This window comes from Streptomyces sp. NPDC045968 (assembly GCF_056430475.1).
This window is the reverse complement of record NZ_JBWKLF010000002.1, coordinates 504,185-521,447: the sequence shown is the minus strand read 5'-3', so window position 1 is coordinate 521,447 and position 17,263 is coordinate 504,185. Positions and strand designations below refer to the sequence as shown.

Below are 17,263 nucleotides of genomic sequence, written 5' to 3'. Positions count from 1 at the left end.
CCCCACTGAGTGAAGGAAGACCCATGACCGACCTCCGTATCGGCGTGCTCGGCTTCGGCCTGCGCGGCTCACTCGCCCGCACCGCCCACCGGCCCGGCTCAGGAGCCCGCGTCACCGCGCTGGCCGAGCCGGACCCCCGCGCCCGTACGGAGGCGGCCGCGGCCTTCCCCGACGCCGTCATATCACCCGGCCACCGCGAGGTGATCGAGGACCCCGAGACCGACGCGGTGCTGGTGCTCACCCCCGACCACACCCACGCGGACCTGGCCTGCGAGGCCCTGCGCGCGGGCAAGCCCGTCTTCGTGGAGAAGCCGCTCGACATCAGTATCGAGCGCTGCGACACGATCCTGCGCACGGCGTACGAGACCGGAACCCGGCTCTACATCGGCCACAACATGCGTCACATGCCCGTCGTGCGGCTGATGCGCGACCTCGTCCGGGGCGGTGCGGTCGGCCAGGTCAAAACCATCTGGGTCCGGCACTTCGTCGGCTACGGCGGCGACTGGTACTTCAAGGACTGGCACGCCGAACGGCGGTACACGACCGGGCTGTTGCTCCAGAAGGCCGCCCACGACATCGACGTCCTGCACTGGCTGGCCGGCGGATACGCCCAGGACGTGCAGGCACTGGGCGACCTGATGGTGTACGGCGACAATCCGCACCGCCGCGAGCCCGGGGAGCCGAAGGCCGACGACTGGTACACCAAGGACGGCCACTGGCCGCCGCACACCCAGCGGGAGCTCAACCCCGTCATCGACGTCGAGGACGTCTCCCTCCTCAACATGCGCCTCGACAACGGGGTGCTGGCCGCCTACCAGCAGTGCCACTTCGCGCCCGACTACTGGCGCAACTACACCGTGATCGGGGACGCGGGGCGGCTGGAGAACTTCGGTGACGGCCCCGGCGGATGCGTCAAGGTGTGGAACACCCGGCGCTCCGGCTACCGCCCGGAGGCGGACGAGATCCACGAGATCCCGGCCGCCGAGGACAACGCGGGCCACGGGGGCGCGGACCCGCTGCTGGTCGACGAGTTCCTCCGGTTCGTACGGGAGGGGGGCCGCACGGACACCTCACCGGTGGCGGCCCGGATGGCGGTCGCGGCGGGGGTGCGGGCGACGGAGTCCCTGCGGAACAACGGCACCCCGCGCCAGGTGCCACCCCTGGACCCCGAACTCGTGGCCTACTTCGAGCGGGGACAGGTCCGCGCCTGACGCGATGTCGCCGGGGGAGTGGGCGTGGCCTCCGGCCACACCATGCCCTCAATCGCCGGACGGACCTGTGCCCCGCACCGGCGGAGCGCCCGTACTGCCGCGCAGCACCACCTCGCCCTCGATCCGCAGCACCCGCGACCGCTGCCCCGCCCCCGGCTCCCGCAGCGCCAGCGCGATCGCGCTCTCGCCCATCGCGGTCAACGGCAGCCGTACGGTGGTGAGGGGCGGCGACAACTCCCGTACCAGCGGAATGTCGTCGAACCCCGCGAGCGACACGTCCTGCGGCACCCGCAGGCCCTCCTCGCGCAACGCGGCCAGCGCGCCGACCGCCATCACATCGGTCACGGCGAAGACGCACGTCGGCCGGGGCGCCCCGGCCGCGAGCAGCCGGCGCGCCGCGAGGTAGCCGCCCTCCCGGGTGAACGCGCCCTCCACGACCCGGTCGAGGAGGGCGCCCGTACCCGCGAGGCCTTCCCGGAACCCGGCCAGCCGGTCGGCGACCGTGGTCAGCGCGGGCGGTCCGGTGAGCACGGCGAACCTGCGGTGACCGAGGCCGGCCAGCGAGCGGGCGAGGGCGGCGGCCCCGGCCCGGTTCTCCGGCTGCACGGTGTCCACCCGCAGGCTGCGGTGCCGGCTGACGACCGCGACGCGCCCGCCGAGGCGTACGTACGGTTCCAGTTCGCCGTCCATGGCCCGCTCCCACGCCCGGTCCTGAAAGCCCGAACCGATCAGCAGGATCGCGCGGGCCCGCTGCGCCCGCAGCATGGAGACATAGGCGATCTCCCGGGCCGGTTCCCGGAAGGTCGAGGCCAGCATCACCAGCAGGTCCTGTTCGGCGGCGGCGCGCATCACCCCGCTCGCGATGGCGGCGAAGTAGGGGTCGCTGACGTCGTGGCAGATGACGCCCACCGTGCGGTTGGCGGATGCGCTGGCCAGGGCCTGGGCGTGCGCGTTGGGGATGTACCCGAGCCGGTCGGCGGCCGCCCGTACCCGCGCGCGGAGATCGTCTCGCACCCGGGCGGTGCCGTTCAGGGCCCGCGAGGCGGTGGCGGGGGAGACCCCGGCCTCCCGGGCCACGGCGTCGAGTGTCACATGTGCCGGTGCACGCGCCGGGGCATGGACGGGGGCGTACACCGGGCGGAGGCGTCCCGGTGCCGGGTGGAGCGGTGCTTCCCGTTCACTCAACTCGACCCCCGGGGGTGCGGTGGTGGCAGGGCCCCGAAACTTCGGGACGACCTATTGACCGTGCGTGCAGACAGTCATTAGCGTGGCGACACCTTATCAGAAAGCGCTTTCTGAAAGCGCCTTCTCGACACCGCAGCAGCACACAGCTCTCCACAACTGCCCCCGAAGTGCAGGGAGTTCACAGTGAGCCAGAGCGCGTTGGCCAAAAGTCCCGCGGAAGTGGCGGGAGTTGCCCGAAGGGACGGGCCGTCGGCGGGGGAGCGGCTCGCCCGCGCGGCCGAACAGGGCTGGCGCCCCGTCGCTCTGCTGCTCGCCTGCCTCGCCCTCTGGTGGGCGGTCGCGGCGGCCGAGCTGGTCGAGCCCTATCTCGTACCCTCGCCCGGCGCGACCCTCGACGTACTCACCGGCAAGTCCGCCTATCTGTGGCAGCACAGCTGGGTGACCACGTACGAGACGCTGCTCGGCTTCGTCATCGCCGTCGCCGTCGGCGTCCTGGCCGCGGTCGTGATGGTGTACTCGTCCACGGTCGAGCGGACGCTCTACCCGATCCTGTTGTTCGCCCAGGTCGTACCGAAGATCGCGATCGCCCCGCTGTTCGTCGTCTGGCTGGGCTTCGGGATCGCGCCGAAGATCCTGATCGCCGTCCTCATCGCCTTCTTCCCGGTCGTGATCTCGATGGTCACCGGCCTCAAGGCGGTCGACCCCGAGATGCTCCAGCTGTCGGCGACGATGGGCGCCAAGCCCTGGCAGACCTTCGTCAAGATCCGGTTCCCGGCCTCGCTGCCGCACCTGTTCTCCGGGCTCAAGGTCGCCGTGACGCTGGCCGTGACCGGGGCCGTCGTCGGCGAGTTCGTCGGCGCGAACGAGGGGCTCGGCTACGTGATCCTCCAGGCCAACGGAAACCTGGACACGCCGATGCTCTTCGCGGGACTGCTCGTGATGTCACTGATCGGCGTCGTCCTCTTCGTCCTCGTCGAGATCGCCGAAAAGCTTCTGCTCCCGTGGCACGCCGGCCGCCGGGACGCGTCCGCCACGACCACGTTCTGACCTCGTCGCGAGAAGGGCCCGCCCATGCATGCGCGCAGACTCCTGACCGGTGCCGTACCCCTCGTCCTGCTGGCCACCGCCTGCGGCGGCAACGACGCCTCGACCACCACCAGCGACTCGGGGAAGAAGCTGGACAAGGTCACGCTGACGCTCAACTGGTACCCCTACGGTGAACACGCGCCGTTCTACTACGGCGAGCAGCAGAAGATCTTCGAGAAGCACGGCATCGACCTGACGATCCAGGCGGGCCAGGGCTCGCAGAAGACGGTGCAGGCCACCGCCGCGGGGCAGACCGACTTCGGCTGGGCCGACACACCCGCGCTGCTGGCCGGGGTCGACCAGGGCGTCAAGGTCAAGAGCCTCGGCGTCTTCCTCCAGACCACCCCGGCCTCGGTCCAGTCCTTCGAGGCCAAGGGCATCGCGTCGCCCGCGGACCTGAAGGGGAAGACGATCGCCGGCACCGCCGGGGACGCGCTCTCCAAGACCTTCCCGATCTTCCTGAAGAAGAACAACCTCAAGGAGTCGGACGTCAGGGTCCAGAACACCGACCCGGCGGGCAAGATCGCCGCGGTCATCTCGGGGAAGACCGACGGGCTGCTCGGCTACGCCAGCGACCAGGGGCCCACCATGCGGGACAAGGCGCGGAAGCCGGTCTCCTATCTGCGGTTCTCCGAGCACGGGCTGAACTTCTACTCCAACGGTCTGCTGGCCGGAGAACGGCTTCTCGCCTCCAGGTCCGGCCTGGCCGGGCGCATGGTGGAGGCGGTGAGCGAATCGTGGGCCGCCGCCGAGAAGGCGCCCGGTCCGGCGGTCGCGGCGATGGAGGGGGCGTCGGAGCAACTGCCCCCGAAGACGGTCCTGGCCGAACAGTTCAGGACGACGCTCACCCTGCTGCACACCGCCTCGACGCGGGGCAAGGCGCCGGGGGTCAACAACGAGGCGGACTGGCAGCAGACCATCGACGTCTTCGCCGAGGCCGGCCTGGTCGGCAGGCCCAAGGCCGTGGCGGACTACTGGGACGCGAAGACGGCGCTGAAGGGATGACCATGCCCAAGGAAGACGCGACACTCACCGCGGCTCCGGTCGCGGCGGCGGTGGGCCTGTCGGACGTGGCCGTCCGCTTCCGCAGCAGGCAGAGGGACGTCACCGCCCTGCGGGACGTCTCGCTCGATGTGAGGCCGGGCGAGTTCGTCGCCATCGTCGGTCCGTCGGGCTGCGGCAAGTCGACCCTCCTCAAGCTCGTCGCCGGTCTCCTGAAACCGTCGTCGGGCGAGGTCCGCCTCGGCACCGAGCGGGTCGACGGGCCGCGGCACGACATCGGTTACGTGTTCCAACGCGCCGCCCTCCTGGAGTGGCGCTCCGCGCGACGCAACATCCTGCTCCAGGCCGAGATCCGGAAGATGCCCGCGGCGCAGGCGCGCGGGCGGGCCGACGAGCTGATCCGGATGACCGGCCTCAGCGGATTCGAGGACGCCTGTCCGCACGAGCTGTCCGGCGGCATGCAGCAACGGGTGGCCCTGTGCCGGGCGTTGCTGCACGAGCCGCCGGTACTGCTGATGGACGAGCCGTTCGGCGCGCTCGACGCCCTCACCCGCGAACAGATGAACGTGGAGCTCAACCGGATCTGGCGGGAGACCGGCACCACGGTGCTGCTCGTCACGCACTCGATCTCGGAGGCGGTCTATCTGGCCGACCGCGTGGTGGTGATGAGCCCGCGGCCGGGCACCATCACCGAGCTCGTCGAGGTGGGACTGCCGCCGGAGCGCGCGTACGCGGAGACGCTCGGCCGGCCGGAGTTCCGTGACGCGACGGCCCATATCCGGGGCCTGCTGGGTGCGGCTTCGGCGCGCGACTGACGGGGGCGCGCGGCCGGTGGCCGCGCTGACCCGGTCGCGTACGGACACCCCGTTCACGACGCCCAGCTCACTTCCCGCGACGGTGGACGCCACGCTCGCCCGGTACGGGGAACTGCTCGCCGCCCACTGAGACGGTCCGGCCCCGGGCGGCCGAGCACCCCGCCCGGGGCCGGACCGACGCGCGCGGCGCCGCTCAGTACCGCAGTCGCGACAGGTACGTATGGCTGGCGAGCGCCGAGGCGAACGGGTCGGCCGGTGCGTCGTGCTCCACCAGCCACTGCTTCACCCCGCCCTGCCGTGCCGTGTCGAACATGGCCGGGAAGTCCAGCACCCCGGACCCGACATCGGCGAAGCTCCCGTCGGGTGCCATGTCCTTCACATGCAGGGCCGGGAACCGGCCCGGATGGCGTACGAAGAGCTCACCCGGCGCCGAGGCCCCGCCGTTGGCCGCCCAGTACAGATCCAGCTCGAAGCCGACCAGTTCCGGATCGGTCTCGTCGAGCAGGATGTCGTACAGGCTCACACCGTCCACGACCTGATGGTCGCTGCCGTGGTTGTGGTAGAGCAGCTTCAGCCCGGCCTCGCGGGCGGCGAGCCCCACCCGGTTGAACTCCCGTGCCATTTCCCGGTATCCGGCCGGTGAGTGCAGCGAACCCGGCAGACTGGGCACGACGATCCACTTCCCGCCGAGGGTGTGCACGTCCTCCAGCGCCTTCGGCAGCCCGGCGCCCCGCACGGTGTCGTACCCGACGTGTTCCAGGACCGCCTTGAGGCGGGTCTCGTCGAGCATCCGCCGGATGTCCGCCGCACTGTGACCGTGCCGCCCGCTCACCCCGACCGTCGCGTACCCGATGGCGGCGAGGCGCTCCAGCGTGCCCTTGAAGTCGACGGCGAGTGGCGCACGCATCGTGTACAGGTGCATCCCGATGCCGGACGGCGGGACCGGCCGGCACGCGGCACCCTCCGCGGCGGACGCCGCTCCCGTGCCGAGGCCGACCGACGCGGCGGCCCCCAGGACCGTACCGAGGAACGCTCTTCGTGTGCCGTTCATATCTGTCCTCTCTCAGCTCACGCGGATGTCTCAGCTCACGCGGATCTCTCGGCTCGCGCGCATGCCTCAACTCACGTCGATGCGAACCGAACCGGTACTCGTGTCCCCCTTGTCGTCGGTCACCGTCAGATGCGCGGTGTACGCACCAGGGCGGCCGTAGACGTGCGTGGCCGTCGCACCCTCCGGGGCGGAGGGCTTGACGTTGTCCCCGAAGTCCCAGTGGTACGAGGCGATCGTGCGCCCGGCCACTGGCTCGACCGCGCTGCTCAGCGCGACCGTCAGCGGCGACGTCCCGGCCGCGGGGGCCGCGGTGACGCCGACCGTCGTACCGGGCCTCTTCTGGACTCCGGGGCCGTTGAAGTGCAGCCAGTCGACGGCCAACAGATCAGCCTTCTCGCTGCTCCAATCCGGGTTGGTGAACACCGCGTACAGCTGCACGCCGCTCCCGGGGTCCGCCAGCTCCGTCGTCGGGGAGACGACCTTGCCCCAGTCGCCCGTGTGCGGAACGGTCACCTGGCCCAGGAGCGGGCCCGTCGGCGATCCGGCCCGGAATTCGACGCTCCCGCCGATTCCCCCGGACGCCGCACCGACCGTCACCGAGTCGATGCCCTTCAGATGCACCGGATCGAAGCTGACCCAGTCCCCGTCCTCGATCTCGGTCAGCCGCTTGCCGCCCGAGGCGTCGGCTCTCGAAGCGGTCACGACGCCGTCGTGCGTACCGCCGGTCTTCGTGAAGTGCTCCGCCTCCCGGAACGAGGTCCGCAGCGTCAGCGAGGTGGAGCCGGTGAGGGCAGGAGCGCCCGGTGCGCCCTTGTCCGTGTACTGCGCCGTGATGCCGTAGTACAGATTCTGTCCCGGCCCGTGACTGTCCCCGGCGTCCGTGACGATCTCTCCCGTGCATCCGCTGTAGTTGTCCAGCGGATGCAGATGGGTGTCGTGGCCGAGCTGCGACTGCACGACCACGCGCGAACAGTCGATGGGGCCGTTCCCGCCGTCCTCCTTGTCGTTCACCTTGACCGTGAAGGGAATGGTGTCGCCGAAGCTGAACATCCCGCCGTTCGGCGGCTGTTTGATCGTCACGACCGGCCGGGTGTTGCCGACGGTGATGTCCTGCACGGCCAGTGCCGTCAGGCCCCCGGGTCCGGTGACCGTCAGACGCGCCGTGAACACCCCGGTGGCGCGGTAGGTGTGGGACGGGTTCACCTCGGTCGAGTCCGTGGTTCCGTTGCCGTCGAAGTCCCAGGCGTAACCGACCTGTTGGCCGCCGGGAAGCCCTGAACCGGCGCTGGAGAAGGCGACGGTGAGCGGCGCCGGACCGTTGTCCCGGTCCGCCGTGATCTTCGCGTCGGGCAGTCGGCCGTCACCGACGTAGTCGATCCGGTAGATGCCCGATCCCTCGTTGCTCCCGCCACGGCCGGTACCGCTGCCGAGACCGAAGTCGATGACGTAGAGCGCGCCGTCGGGACCGAAGTCGGCGTCGAACGGCTGATTCCACTTCATGTCCTCGAAGATGCCGTTGACCGACTGCACATCGCCGGCGGCGGCCGGCGCGAACCGGGGATCGGTGAACGTCTGATCCTTCTGCTGGATCGAGAACGTCTTGAACCACCGCCGGGTCAGCTCGTAGTTCAGCCACTTTCCCTCGAAGTACTCCGGGAACTTGGTGCGGTACGTGTTCGCCGGGTCGTAGTCGTAGACGGGACCGCTCATCGGGCCGCCGCCTCCGGTGCCCAGCTCAGGGAACTCGGGGGACGCGGAGTAGGCGTACCAGACCGTCGCCGGCCGGGCGGGCGGCAGTTCCCGCAGCCCGGTGTTGTTCGGGGAGTCGTTGACGAGCGCTCCGCAGTCGAACTTCGGACCCGACGTCCTGGTGGTGAAGTCGTAGTCGTTGAAAGGGGTGTTGTCGCCGATGCAGTACGGCCAGCCGAAGTTCCCCGCCTCGGTGATCCGGGTGTACTCGACGGTGCCCTCGGGGCCCCGGTCCGCGACCGCCGAGCGGGCGTCCGGGCCGTAGTCGGCGACCATGAGCGCGCCACTGGCCGGGTCCGTGGTGATCCTGAACGGATTGCGCATGCCCATGGCGTAGATCTCGGGGCGGGTCTTCTCCGTGCCCGGCGCGAAGAGATTGCCCTCGGGAACGGTGTACGTACCGTCGTCCTGCGGAGTGATCCGCAGAACCTTTCCCCGCAGGTCGTTCGTATTGCCGGACGTGCCCTGAGCGTCCCAGGCGCGCCGGCCCTCGCCCTCGTCGATCGGCGCGAAACCGTCCGAGGCGAACGGGTCGGTGTTGTCCCCCGTCGCCGCGTACAGATGGCCGTCCTTGTCGAAGGCGAGCGACCCGGCCATATGGGAGTTGGCGCGGCCCTCTCCCCGGAAGGTCGGCACGGTCAGCAGCCGCTTCTCGGATGCCGGATCGACCGTATTGCCGGTGACGGTGAAACGCGACAGATTCAGCCGCTTCTCCGTCTTGTCGGAATGCAGCAGATAGAGCCAGTGATTCTCCGCGAATCCCGGATCGAGGGTGAGTCCGAGCAGCCCGTCGGACTGACTGGTCATCTCCGGGGTGTACGCCAGGTCCAGCGCCGTGGTCACCTTCATCGTCTGCTGGTCGATGACCTTCAGCTTCCCGGTGCGCTGCGCGAAGAACACACGGCGGTCGGGGGCGACGGCCAGCTCGAACGGGTCCGCCAGGTCGCTGGTGACCAGCGGTGTCCGCTGGAAGGACCCGGTGCGTGTCGCGGTGCAGTCGCCGGGCTTCGCGCCGGCGGCCCACTCGATTCCGCCCAGCAGATGCTTGACGAAGCCCGCTTCCTGGAAGGCCGACGAGGCGTGTCCGCCCGCCGTGAACCAGGACCGGCCGCCGTCGTAGTTCTGGCACCAGGACCACGGATGGTCCACACCCTCGTCGAGGCCGGTCACGCCGTCGCGCACCTTGATCTGCGCGAGCGTGTGCACCTTGGAGGTCGGGTTGGTGCGCCAGTTGTACCACTCCTCCGTACGCTCCCAGAGCTCGGGAAGCCCCTTGGTGGAGGGGTGGGCATGGTCGAGCACCTTGACCCTGCCCGTCTGCACGGCGGGGTGCTGGTCGAAGATCGCGCCGACCAGGCCCTCGTACCAGTCCCAGTCGCGCTCGCTCGCGGACGCGGCGTGCAGACCGACCCAGCCGCCGCCCGCCCGGATGAACCGCTGGAGGGCCGCGCGCTCGTCGGCGGTCAGCAAGTCACCCTTCTCGGGTGTGGAGTTGGTGTTGTTGAAGACGATGGCCTGGAAGCGTGAGAGGTCGGAGTCGTTGAACACGGCCGAGTCGACGGTCGCTTCCACGTCGAATCCGTTCTCGGCGCCGAGTTTCTTGACCGCTTCGATTCCGGCGGGAATCGAGTCGTGGGAGAAGTTCGTGACCTCCGAATAGACGAGGACACGAAAAGGCGCTGCCTGGGCCGGTGACGGAGAGGCCACCAGAAGGCCGAGGATCAGCGCGAATAAGGAGGTGAGGGCGAAGACGGGTGAAGGGAATCCTCGCACCGAGCCATGACGGATCGGACGACTACTCATGGGCGCTCCCTGTGCGGTAGATGCCGACTGCGGGATTAAGAAAGCGCTTTCTGGAGTACGTCGTTCAGAGTAGGTTCCCGCCTTCAGCGGGGTCAATGGGTCGGTAGCGACCTCTGTGACCAGCCGACGTGACCGTTGGCGGCCGGTGCCGGACGCTGCGGTCGGATGCGACCCGCCCCGTATGCGCCGGGGCCACCGGACCGGAGGACCGTGGATGACGCCACCGCCGATGACGTCCGCACCATCGCCCTGTCCCTGCCCGGCACGGCCGAGAAGCCGGCCTGGGGGCAGCCCACGTTCCGGGTGGCCGGGAAGATCTTCGCCGGGCTCGGGGGCGACGGCGCCACGATGGGGGTGAAGTGCCCCATCGAGGACCGGGCCGAGCTGATCGCCTCCGAGCCGGAGAAGTTCTTCATCCGCGAGGGCCACGACGACCACTACGCCTGGCTGCGGGTGCGCCTGGCCGCCCTCGGCGGCACCGATGAGCTGAAGGCCGTCCTCACCGACTCCTGGCGCCAGGTGGCCCCACGCGAACTGCTGCACGCCCACCCGGAGTTGAGCGGGTTGGTGGTGGCGTCGGCGTCCCGCCTGCCGGACTGCCGCTCACCGCCGTACGAAGCCGCTGATCCGCTCCCGCAGTCCTTGCGCGTCCAGCCCGTGCGCCACCAGGTGTTCGGCCATCTGCCCGTACCGGCGAAGCTCCGCGCGGCCCACACCGAGGCCGAGCACACGGTGGGGCAGGTCCGCGAGCGCGTCATTGGCCGCCGCTGTGGAGGTGCCGGCCAGATAGGGCTCGACGATCACCACATCCGCGCTCTCCGTGGCGCCTGCTGCCCGGCGCAGCCCGGTCGCGTCGAAGGGGCGCACGGTGGTCGCGTACAGCACGGTCACATCCAGGCCCTCGGTGGCGGCGAGGACGTTGTCGAGCATCGGACCGACCGCGATCACGACCCCGCTCCGCCCCTCGCGCACCGTCGTGAAACCGCCCGAGCCCACGGGACGGCCGGCCCGGTTCGACTGGAGGGAGAGCCGGACGTACACCCGGTCCTCCCCGGTGGCCGCGAGCCGCAGCAGTGCCTCGGCCTCGTCGGGATGGCCCGGCACGTGCACCGTCCAGCCGTCGAGCGTGTCGAGGAGCGCGACATCGCCGGGCGACATATGGGTGAAGCCCCCGGCCGGCCAGTCGTACGAGGCCCCGGCGCTGACCAGAACCCCTCCGGCCCCCTGATGGCCGAGGTCCAGCTTCACCTGCTCGAAGGGCCGCTCCACGAGGAAGCTGGCGAAGGTGTGCATGATCGGCCGCATCCCGGTCAGCGCCATCCCGGCGCCCGCGCCGATCAGCAGCTGCTCCCGGATGCCCACGTTGATCACCCGGTCCGGGTGCGTGCGCTGGGCCCGGTCGAACCCGTCCCGGCTGATCTCGGCCAGGACGAGTGCCAGCCGGGGGTCCTCGTCGAGGAGCCGCGACGTGGTGGCGATGAAACGGTCACGCATGGTGTCCATGAGAACTCTTTCTCCGTCGTCCGGTGTCCGTGCTGCGCTTACTTGGGGGCGGCCGTGGCCACCACGGCCCGGGGCCGGCCGGGATGCGGCGCCGTGAAGGCCGCGTACATCGCCTCGTGGTCCCGTCCGTCCACGGTCGCGACGGACCATCCGGCGCTCTCGAACCTGGAGGCGATGCCACCGGGTCGGCCGTAGGTGGCCGAGGCGTTGTCGATCACGAGGGTGTGCAACTGCTCAAGACCCGCCGGACCGGCGTACGCGATCGCCTCGTGGTTGCTGCCCTCGTCCAGCTCGGCGTCCCCGATCAGCACCCAGACCCGCGGATCGCCGAGCCCCTGTGCCCGCAGCCCCAGGACGCTCCCCACGGCCAGCGGCAGCCCGTGCCCCAGGGACCCGCTGCCGATCTCGGCCCCGGGCACCAGCAGCCGGTCCGGATGGTGCCCGAGCGGCGAGTCGTACGATCCGAAGCCGGGCAGCAGCGCCTCGTCGAGGAACCCGTGCGCGGCCAGGACGGCGTAGTACGCCATCGGCCCGTGCCCCTTGGAGAGCAGGAACCGGTCCCGCCCCTGATCGTCGACGGTGCCGGGTGTGACGCGCAGCACCCGGTTGTAGAGCACCCAGAGGGCGTCGAGTGTGGAGGTGGCGGCGGGCCCGTGCTTCTCGTCGCCCGTCATGAGGCTCATCAGCCGGTTCAGCTCGCGGTAATCGGGCGTCGGCCCGACGGTGGTGTTCGTCATGGGGACGAGCGTCGGACATCAAGTTCGGTTGAGGTCAAGACCCGAAAGGCGTTCGTGACCACCGGTCCAAGTGCGGTATTGTTCTCATGCGCGTTCGGCCAGGGGAAACCCCAGGTCAGACGGGCACCGGGACGTGGCGCAGCTTGGTAGCGCACTTGACTGGGGGTCAAGGGGTCGCAGGTTCAAATCCTGTCGTCCCGACTGGAGACAGTCGCAGGTCAGGGCCGGTTTCGGAGAGATCCGAAACCGGCCCTGAGTCGTTTCTGGGGACCAGTTGGGGACCAGCCTCCTTGACCGGCGTCAGCGGGTCATGACGATCGGGCTCGGCAGGGAGCGCGGTGCGCGGAGCACGCTGAGGTGGGCCCGCTTGCCCTTGTCGGTCAAGCCGCCGGGTGCGGGGGTTGTCTGGCGTCGCACCGTCCAGATCCACTGGTTGGTGTCGATGTCCGACGCGACATCCGGAGACTTCACCGATTCGTGCGGCAGTGGACGCGGCGAAGAGGACGACGTCTTTCCAGCCGCGATAGTGGTCGTGGGGTGCGGCCACGAGGGCGTCGGCCAGTGCGAGGAGGGTCTCCCAGTCGGGCAGGGCCAACGCGCGTGGGTCGAGGAGTTCGTCCTCGGCCTGCCTTTAGAGTTTCTGCCAGCCGGTTACCCGGGCGGGGTTGACCCTGATGATGCCGTCACGGACGGCCTGCTCCATGATGCGGACCAGGACGGCGATGGTGTTCTTCACGGTCGAGCGGCGAGCGCAGGACTGGAGCGCAGGCTACGGGACAGGGGCGCCTCTCGCGCCTCTGGCTGCGCGTCGACCCGTCGGCCTCAGGCCAAGGGTGGAAGACAGTTTGTCTTCGGGTTCGCGCCGTCTCAGTCGGCGGCCGGGAACAGGGGTGGCGTGGGCACCCCCTCCGGCGTGTGTCACGATCTCCCCCAACCTGTGGGGGTGTTGCTGAATGGCGCAGGACATTGCGCTGCGGCCGGTGGTGGATCCGGCCCTCGAGGACTCGGAGCGCGCGCTGCTGGAGAAGTCCGCCGACGGACTCTTCCCAGCCACGCTGCCGCTGCCCGAGGAGCCGGGGCTGGGCGGCCGTACCAAGGCGGACATCTGGATGGCCCTGGGGGTCTCCGCGGTGTGCGCGCTACTGCCGGTGACGATCCTGTGGGCGCTGATCGGCGTGTGGCCCGGCCTGGCCGTCGGGCTCGCGGCGCAGGCGGGGCTGATCTGGGTCGGGGTCCAGTTCGGGTTCGAGGCGTTCATCCTGACCGTCGTGGGCGTGCACCTGCTGGCCTGGCTGCTGATCGTCGTCCTCGGCTGCGGGACCGACGAGCGGCAGCGGGTGGCCCGGCTGCGCCACGGCCGCTACTACCTGGCCGAGGACTTCGGCGACGACTCCCTGCGCGAGCTGCTGGGCCACTCACCGCTGCGCCGGATGGAGCGCGCCCAGGCCGCCGTGACGGCGGTACTCCAGTCGCAGGTCGACCGGGACGGGCTGCTGGACGACATCGCCAACGACGTGACGCTGCCAGCCCAACAGTACGAGATCGCCCAGCGCCTGGCCGAGCTGACCCGGCTGGCGCGAAGGGTGCGCAGCGCTGCCGGGGACGCCTCCGGCTCGCGGGTGGAGGAGGTGCTGCGGACTCAGCGGCAGGCGCTGCGGCTGTCGTCGAGCGCGCTGGAGGAGCGGGTGGAGGCGCTGGAGCGGTACGCCGAGAACACCCGCGCGGCGGACGCGGCGTACCGCGAGTGGGAGGCCGTACGAGAGCTGGAGCAACTCGGCGAGGACATGCACGAGCTGGTGGTGAACACGGTGCGGGACGAGCTGGCCGTCGCCGAGATCGAGGGGCTCGCCGACCGGTCCCGGCTCCAGGACCTGCACCGGATGCTGGACGAGGCGCGGGAGGCGGGGCTGCTGGCCACACGGTTCGCCGACGAGCCGGCCGACCGCCGGTCCGGCGACAGCGGCCGGGCGTGAGGGGGAGGACGACATGACGCAGACATCCCAGCCGAGACGCGAGTTCCACTCCGGCCGCGGCAAGAAGACCTTCGACCGGATCCCTGGCGGGTTCTACCTGGTCGGCGCCCTGGTGATCCTCTTCGAGGTGGTCACGCTCGGCGCGGTGGGCCTGGCCCTGGCCGTCGGCGACCCGAGCGACGACGGGGCATCCCCGGACAAGGAATCCCGGCGGGTCGAGGTCACCTACATCGCGACGGGCGACCACCCCTCGGTGAACCTCACCGTCGGGGAGGCCAACGGCAACCACGAGCCCCACGGGGTCGTCATCCTGCCGTACCGCAAGACCGTCGAGCTGGCGGCGGGCGCCGACTTCTATCTGGACGTCAGAAGCCGCGAGGACCAGGAAGGGGGCACTCTCACGTGCACCGTGTTGGTCGGCGGCAAGGTGGTCCAGCAGGCGCACAGCACACCGGACTCCTCGTCCGCCACCTGCGCGGGCAGCACCGCGGATGCCCCGCAGCGGGGCATCCCAGTGCCCACTCTCACCCCCGGCGCCTCCCCGCTGCCCGAGGAGCGGCGGCTCACCGGGACGGTCAAGGTGCCGGACTACCCGGGCGAGGGCTCGCCGGTCATCGGCACCGTCACGGACTCCTCCCTGGAGTACGCGGAGCTGGGCGGCACGTGGGACCGGAGCAAGACGCTGGATCCGGTCTTCGATGGCTTCACCCGCGAGCAGGAGGGGCGCCAGCGCGCACTCGTGAAGTCCACGCAGGTGGACGAGGACATCATGGCCGCGGCCGGCGGCACCGGGGAGCTGCGGGGGGTGGCGGGCGCGGTGATGGACGAGCGGCGGCGCTACGAGTACCCCCGCGACCAGGCGATCCTGGTCGACGTCGCCTCGCAGCCGCTGAAGGTCGACGGCCATGACGCCTGGCTGCTGGTCAGCGAGATCCACTTCCACAAACGCGGGGTGCCATCCACGATGGACCTGAACGCGGTCCTCGTGGTCGACACCGGGCGGGTCCGCCCCTCGGTGCTGTGGGTCGTACTGCCGGAGACGAACAAGAAGCTCTGGCCGGACCTAAACACTCTGGTCGCATCCGTCCAGCTCCGCTGACCTGCACCGATACGGGACGGGCCCGGGCGCGCGACGCGTCCCGGGCCCGTCCGGTAGAGCGCGACGCTGGCCGGGCACGGCATCGAGTCGGCGGCGACCACATCGACGAGCGTGCCCGACGCACGGGTGCGGTGCCAGACGATCGTGCGGTAGCGCGAGCGGAGCCACTGCTCCACGTGCCCGTACGTGGTGGCGGTGGCTGGCCATCCGTAGAGGCGTGCAACGTTCAGGCGCAGCACCTCGCGGTCGCGCTGGGCGGGGACTGCCTCGCGGATGTCGGGACGCTGCGAGCCGAGCCCGGCGTGTTCGGGCCGGTGGCCTCCGACCCCACGGTCTCCCGGCTCGTCGCCGCCCTCGCCGCAGCCGGGCCGAAGGCCCTGTCCGCGATCAGGACCACTCGGGCCGGCGTGCGCCGGCTGCTGCTCGAGCGCGCGATGCCCGAAGTGCCCGGCCGACGCCCCGGCTGTTTCGTGGTCGAACGCGACGGAACGATGATCGGCATGATCACGCTCGATCCCCGCGGTGCCGAGAGGCGTACTCCTCACGCGCCAACCGAGCCTACCTGCGAAAGCGCGGAATCCGGTGCACGATCCCGGAGCCTGCCGACCAGGCCGGCCACCGCAAACGCCGGGGAACGGCTGGCGGGCGGCCTCCGGCCTTCGACCGCGAGGACTACAAGGCCCGGCACGCGGTTGAGTGCGGCATCAACCGGCTGAAACGGAACCGGGCGGTGGCGACCCGGTTTGACCAGCTTGCGGTCCGCTTCGAGGCAAGCATCCTTATCGCAGCTATCAACGAATGGCTGTGACCTGGCGTAAGTGCCAGCCCCGGGTGAACTTGTTCGCGAGTGCCAGCAGCGATCGTTCTGCTGTTTGGAGGCACTCATTCGGCCTGGGCTCGATGGTCACGATGACGGGCAGCACCTCGCTCGGCGACTGATAGGCCGGGCGAGGTGAGCCTGTTGGTGCGACGGACCAACTGCTTTCCGGGCTGGTCCCCTGTGACAGCCCGGCGCCCAGTCAGCTGAGCCGAGTTGTGGCGTACGCCTCGATGGCGTCGCGCTGGTACGCGGCCAGGCCCGGTGCGATCGCCTCGTACGCGGAGCGCCAGGCGCTGTTGTCCACGCAGGAGCGCCCGACGGCGCGGTACTCCTCGGCCGACACGGGCCGCAGTTCGGTCATGGCCTGGTACTGGGCGTCGATCTGGGCCTGCACGGGCGCGGCGTCGGCCGGGTGGCCGGCGGCCATCAGGTCGGCCAGCAGGATCATCTGCGTCGTTCGCTCGCGCTGCCCGGCCTCGATCTCCTGCGGGGTCATTACGGCGACCCTTCGGGCAACTTCCTCGGCGTGCTCGGGGAAGGCGTGCAAGCTTTCCTGGTACTGGGAGGGCTGGATGCCCTCGAACAGGTTCTCCGGTCGGTTGATGGTCATGGGGTTGCCATCCTTTCTGGACTGTTCCAGGTCGGCGATCGTGCGGGAGACGGTGCCTGCCAGGGCGTCGAGCCGGTCCCGCTCAGCAAGCAGTCGCAGGTGGTGGCCGCGCAGCGCGTCCACCTCGTCGACCTGCTCAGCCAGGATCCGGCCGACCTCGGGAAGCCCTACGCCCAGCGCCCGCAGCACGAGAATCTGCTGCAGCCGCAGCAACTGATGCTCCTCGTAGTAGCGGTGGCCGTTGGCCCCGATCCGGGCGGGCGGCAGCAGGCCGACCTCGTCGTAGTGCCGCAGGGTCCGGGCGGTCACGCCCGACATCCGAGCGACCTCCGCGATAGGCCAGTCCATCGCTGTCTCCCTCACGGTCGCGTCACCGGGCCGGTTTCTCCGGCCCTGTTAAGGACGGTAGAAGCTGCCGCAGCGGCAACCGCAAGCCCGCACCCTCACGATCTTGATGGCCGCCCGCGACTTTCCCCGACGGCCCACTCAGCACACCAGTAACTTCCAAACAGGGCCTAGTCTCCCCATGAGATCCACTCGGCGGCGAGCAGATACGTGTCACCCCCCGACATCGCTCCGCACAGCGCCGGCGCGGCCGTCGGGGACTTGAGTCTCCCGT

The 17,263-nt window shown here is 70.3% G+C and carries 12 protein-coding genes, 1 tRNA gene and 3 pseudogenes; 9 read left to right on the top strand and 7 right to left on the bottom strand.

The features are described from left to right. Window positions 1-23: 23 nt before the first annotated feature. Window positions 24-1,211, top strand: coding sequence for a Gfo/Idh/MocA family protein (locus AC07FA_RS07955; protein WP_479073885.1), 1,188 nt, complete (start codon window positions 24-26; stop codon window positions 1,209-1,211). Between the two features lie 48 nt (window positions 1,212-1,259). Here AC07FA_RS07955 and AC07FA_RS07950 read toward each other — a convergent pair whose 3' ends face one another. Beyond that, window positions 1,260-2,303: a LacI family DNA-binding transcriptional regulator gene (locus AC07FA_RS07950; RefSeq protein ID WP_479073884.1), complete on the bottom strand. Its 1,044-nt coding sequence runs from the start codon at window positions 2,301-2,303 to the stop codon at window positions 1,260-1,262. A gap of 276 nt (window positions 2,304-2,579) precedes the next feature. On the opposite strand from AC07FA_RS07950, the gene AC07FA_RS07945 reads away from it, so the two are divergent. From AC07FA_RS07945 to AC07FA_RS07935, 3 genes are read left to right on the top strand one after another with little or no spacing between them, the layout of a single operon-like run. After that, a complete protein-coding gene (locus AC07FA_RS07945; RefSeq protein WP_479073882.1) occupies window positions 2,580-3,443 on the top strand; it encodes an ABC transporter permease in 864 nt (287 codons plus the stop codon). Between the two features lie 24 nt (window positions 3,444-3,467). Then, complete coding sequence (locus AC07FA_RS07940) at window positions 3,468-4,487, top strand: ABC transporter substrate-binding protein (protein ID WP_479073881.1); 1,020 nt, start codon at window positions 3,468-3,470, stop codon at window positions 4,485-4,487. Then, the gene (locus tag AC07FA_RS07935) at window positions 4,484-5,299 is read left to right on the top strand and encodes an ABC transporter ATP-binding protein (RefSeq protein WP_479073880.1); all 816 of its coding nucleotides are present in this window, start codon (window positions 4,484-4,486) and stop codon (window positions 5,297-5,299) included. The genes AC07FA_RS07940 and AC07FA_RS07935 overlap by 4 nt, the downstream gene beginning before the upstream one ends. Window positions 5,300-5,492: 193 nt before the next feature. Here AC07FA_RS07935 and AC07FA_RS07930 read toward each other — a convergent pair whose 3' ends face one another. Beyond that, on the bottom strand, window positions 5,493-6,350 hold the full coding sequence (locus AC07FA_RS07930; RefSeq protein WP_479073879.1) for a sugar phosphate isomerase/epimerase family protein: 858 nt from the start codon (window positions 6,348-6,350) through the stop codon (window positions 5,493-5,495). A 66-nt stretch (window positions 6,351-6,416) separates the two neighbouring features. Then, entirely contained in the window at window positions 6,417-9,902 is a 3,486-nt protein-coding gene (locus AC07FA_RS07925; RefSeq protein ID WP_479073877.1) for a ThuA domain-containing protein, read from the bottom strand. A 165-nt stretch (window positions 9,903-10,067) separates the two neighbouring features. Here AC07FA_RS07925 and AC07FA_RS07920 point away from each other — a divergent pair. Beyond that, window positions 10,068-10,463: pseudogene (locus AC07FA_RS07920) on the top strand (MmcQ/YjbR family DNA-binding protein); the annotation flags it as partial. Window positions 10,464-10,505: 42 nt separating this feature from the next. On the opposite strand, the gene AC07FA_RS07915 reads toward AC07FA_RS07920, so the two are convergent. Together AC07FA_RS07915 and AC07FA_RS07910 are read right to left on the bottom strand one after the other, a co-directional pair. Beyond that, on the bottom strand, window positions 10,506-11,405 hold the full coding sequence (locus AC07FA_RS07915; protein WP_479073876.1) for a transketolase family protein: 900 nt from the start codon (window positions 11,403-11,405) through the stop codon (window positions 10,506-10,508). A 38-nt stretch (window positions 11,406-11,443) separates the two neighbouring features. Continuing rightward, on the bottom strand, window positions 11,444-12,142 hold the full coding sequence (locus AC07FA_RS07910) for a transketolase (RefSeq protein ID WP_479073874.1): 699 nt from the start codon (window positions 12,140-12,142) through the stop codon (window positions 11,444-11,446). Between the two features lie 127 nt (window positions 12,143-12,269). On the opposite strand from AC07FA_RS07910, the gene AC07FA_RS07905 reads away from it, so the two are divergent. Further along, window positions 12,270-12,343: transfer RNA gene (locus AC07FA_RS07905), tRNA-Pro, on the top strand. A 162-nt stretch (window positions 12,344-12,505) separates the two neighbouring features. Here AC07FA_RS07905 and AC07FA_RS07900 read toward each other — a convergent pair. Further along, window positions 12,506-12,887: pseudogene (locus AC07FA_RS07900) on the bottom strand (site-specific integrase); the annotation flags it as partial. Between the two features lie 208 nt (window positions 12,888-13,095). Here AC07FA_RS07900 and AC07FA_RS07895 point away from each other — a divergent pair. Then, the gene (locus tag AC07FA_RS07895; RefSeq protein WP_479073873.1) at window positions 13,096-14,115 is read left to right on the top strand and encodes a hypothetical protein; all 1,020 of its coding nucleotides are present in this window, start codon (window positions 13,096-13,098) and stop codon (window positions 14,113-14,115) included. Window positions 14,116-14,128: 13 nt separating this feature from the next. Then, complete coding sequence (locus tag AC07FA_RS07890; RefSeq protein WP_479073871.1) at window positions 14,129-15,214, top strand: hypothetical protein; 1,086 nt, start codon at window positions 14,129-14,131, stop codon at window positions 15,212-15,214. A gap of 1,019 nt (window positions 15,215-16,233) precedes the next feature. Here AC07FA_RS07890 and AC07FA_RS07885 read toward each other — a convergent pair. Then, a complete protein-coding gene (locus AC07FA_RS07885) occupies window positions 16,234-16,992 on the bottom strand; it encodes a MerR family transcriptional regulator (RefSeq protein WP_479073870.1) in 759 nt (252 codons plus the stop codon). A gap of 171 nt (window positions 16,993-17,163) precedes the next feature. Here AC07FA_RS07885 and AC07FA_RS07880 point away from each other — a divergent pair. After that, window positions 17,164-17,259, top strand: a pseudogene (locus AC07FA_RS07880) (M15 family metallopeptidase); the annotation flags it as partial. Window positions 17,260-17,263 lie beyond the last annotated feature (4 nt).